The sequence below is a fragment of the Tenacibaculum xiamenense genome (assembly GCF_964513065.1).
Taxonomy (GTDB): Bacteria; Bacteroidota; Bacteroidia; order Flavobacteriales; family Flavobacteriaceae; genus Polaribacter; species Polaribacter xiamenense.
In genome coordinates this window covers 4058-7736 of record NZ_CAZEQU010000027.1, presented here as the reverse complement: position 1 = coordinate 7736, position 3679 = coordinate 4058, and the positions used below count along the sequence as shown (strand labels likewise).

At 35.6% G+C, this 3679-nt stretch carries 1 protein-coding gene (only partly in view); it reads left to right on the top strand.

On the top strand, positions 1 to 3679 hold part of the coding region annotated (locus ACKTTV_RS10020; RefSeq protein ID WP_456243523.1) for an amino acid adenylation domain-containing protein (this coding region is incomplete at its 3' end). Its footprint runs off both ends of the window (8075 nt to the left, 4057 nt to the right); 3679 of 15811 annotated nt are visible.

Below are 3679 nucleotides of genomic sequence, written 5' to 3'. Positions count from 1 at the left end.
ATTAAAATCGGCAGATGATAAGGAGCATGATCGTTATTACTTGATAGTGAATCAGCATCACTTAGTATTGGATCATGTTGGATTGGAGAAGGTTGTAGCAGAAATTCACATGTACTTATTAGGACAAGGGAATAATCTTCCAACTCCTGTGTTGTATAGAGATTTTATCGGTCATACACTTCATGCGCAAGCAACCAACGATGGAGAGTCGTATTTCCAAGGATTATTGGCGGATATTGAAGAGCCAACATATCCATTTAATTTATCAGATACAAAGGTTAGTGCCGAAGCTATCAAAGAGTCAAGTGTACTTTTATCCGATACATTAAATAAAGAACTTAGAGAAGTTAGTATTTCATTAGGAATGAGTCCAGCGGTATTATTCCATGCAGCGTATGGACTAGTTATTGGAAAATGTAGTCATTCAGAATATGCTTTATTTGGGTCAATATTCTCAGGACGTTTACAAGGAGCGTTGAACTCAGCAGATTCCTTAGGGTTATTTATCAATACCTTACCATTTTATGTTTCTTTGGAAGATACTGTACAGGACTATATTCAACAGGTAAAAGGGCGTTTACAAGATTTATTACCGTATGAGCAAACACCACTATCAAGTATCCAAGGTTGGAGTGGAATATCTACTGAAGTTTCTTTGTTTAGTGCCTTATTAAATTATCGTCATTCTCACTCTGTAACAGAGACAGAAGAAGGAGAAACTATTGATTTAGGATTAGAAGTTATAGGAGGAGATGAACGAACAAATTATCCATTTACCTTAAATGTTGATGATTTTGGAGAGAGCTTTGGATTAACAGCTCAGATAGAAGGAAGTATTGATGCAGATAAGGTATTGTCTTATATGCAAGAAGCTTTAACGAGTTTATTAAAAGGCTTAAAAGCAGAGGAAAAAGCATCAGTTAGAAGTTTAAGTATTTTATCTGAAGAAGAAAGTAAAGAGATATTAGAAGTATTCAATGCAACTGAATTCAAATATCCATCAGAGAAATCTGTTGTAGAATTATTTGAAGAGCAGGCTCAAAAAACACCAAAAGCAGCTGCGATAACCTTTGAAGGAACTACTTTGAGTTATGAGGAATTAGATGCTCGTTCAAATCAATTAGCACATTATTTACAAGAGAATGGAGTAGCGACAGATACGTTTGTAGGAATCTGTATGGATCGTAGTTTGGAGTTACTTGTAGCAATTCTAGGAGTTTTAAAATCAGGAGGAGCTTATGTACCGATTGATCCGACTTATCCAGAAGATCGTATTGAGTATATGTTAAGCGATGCTACGATTAATTTGGTATTGACAAGTAAGACGAATACAGATGTACTAGAAAATGGAAGTAACATTAGTGTTGTTGCTTTAGACCAAGACTGGGATTCATTAATAGGAACATATTCTGAAAACAGTTTAAATAAAGCTATTTCATCAAATGATTTAGCCTATGTTATTTATACTTCAGGAAGTACCGGACAACCAAAAGGAGTTCAAATAGAACATAAAAACATTGTCAGTTTAAGTACGAGCTGTGATTATGTAACCCTAAATTCAGATACGGTTTGGTTGTCAACAGGATCAATTTCATTTGATGCAACAACGATAGAATACTGGGGAACATTACTTAATGGAGGAGAACTGGTATTAACCACGAAAGAGACTTTATTAGATACGGTAAGCTTTAAAACATTATTACAAGAAAAAGAAGTTACTACCTTATGGATGACCGCTTCATGGTTCCATGGAGTAGTAGAGGAGGATGCAAGTGTTTTTGCCTTATTAGACTATTTATTAGTTGGAGGAGATGTTGTTCTGTTTAACTATACCAATAAACTCAAGGAACTATATCCAGATCTAACTATTATTAATGGATATGGTCCAACGGAGAATACTACGTTCTCAACAACATATACTATTGACATTACCGAGGAAACCCTTCCAATAGGTAAGCCAATTAAAAACAGAGAGGCTTATGTTGTTGACTCGGTAATGAATTTAGTCCCTGTAGGAGTTGAAGGAGAATTAGTTGTAGGAGGAGCAGGAGTTGCTAGAGGTTACTTAAACAACGAAGAGTTAACCAAAGAAAAATTCATTCCAAATCCATTTAAAGAAGGAGAGAGACTCTACAAAACAGGCGATTTAGTAAAGTGGTTACCTGATGGGAATATTGAGTTTGTAGGAAGAAAAGATGCTCAGGTTAAAATCAGAGGATATAGGATTGAATTAGGAGAGATAGAAAACAGTTTATCAAACTTAAGCTCAATTAGTCAATGTTGTGTCCTAGCTAAAGAAGCAGCCAATGGGACCAAGCGTTTGGTTGGATATGTAGTTTCAGAGGATACTTTTGATAAGGAAGTTATCCAAACTGAACTTAAAGAGCATTTACCAGATTATATGATTCCATCGATTTGGGTGGAAATGGATGAGATGCCACTTACAAGCAATGGTAAATTAGATAGAAGAGGGTTACCAGAACCAGATAGTTCAGATTTATCAAGCAATGATTATGTAGCACCAAGAAACGAAACGGAAGAACAATTAGTAGCTATCTGGCAAGAATTGTTAGGTTTAGATCAAGTAGGAGTATATGATGATTTCTTTGAATTAGGAGGTCATAGTTTACTGGTTGTTCAGTTAATTTCAAGAATCCAAAAGATAGGATTCAATATCTCAGTAAAAGATATTTTCTCAGAACCTACCATTGCAGCGATTAGTCAAAATGTATCTTCAACAGAATTGATGTATCAAGTTCCAGCCAATGGAATAACAGAAGGTATCGATACGATCACACCAGAGATGGTTCCATTATTAGACTTTAGTCAAGAAGATATTAATTCGGTGGTATCACAAGCCCCAGGTGGAATCTCAAATATTGAGGACATGTATCCATTATCACCTTTACAGGATGGAATTTATTTCCATTATTTAATGAGTGATCAGGATCATGGAGATCCTTATGTTTTACCAAGTTTATACTCCTTCCCAAGTGAGGAAAAGAGAGCATTATTTATCGAGGCCTTACAGTTTGTAGTGAACCGTCATGATGTTTTACGTACCTGTGTTGTCAGTGAAGGTTTACCACAGGCAGTTCAGATAGTTCTTAGAGAAGCAGTATTGGAGGTAGAGGAGTTAGATGTAGCTTTACCAGAATTAGAATTATTAGCAGAGCCAGGAAATCAACGAATGGATGTTTCCAAAGCACCATTACTGGAATTAAAATCGGCAGATGATAAAGAGAATGATAATTACTACCTAATTATCAATCAACATCACTTAATTTTAGATCATGTTGGATTAGAGAAGATTGTATTTGAAATTACTGTTTACCTATCAGGAAAAACATCCAATCTTCCAACACCAGTTTTATATAGAGACTTTATAGGACATACACTTCATTCACAAGCAACCAATGATAGTGAAGCTTATTTTACAAGTCTATTAGAAGGAATAGACACGCCGACCTATCCATTTGGATTATCAGATATTCAAGGAACAGGAAGTGATATTAAGGAGTTACAAGCCCTTTTACCAGAAGATTTAAGTGAGTCAATAAGAAAGGTAAGTACTGGTTTAGGAATGAGTCCGGCTGTGATCTTCCATGCAGCTTATGGACTTGTTGTAGGAAAATGCAGTAATGCGGAGTATGCATTATTTGGAACCTTATTCTCAGGA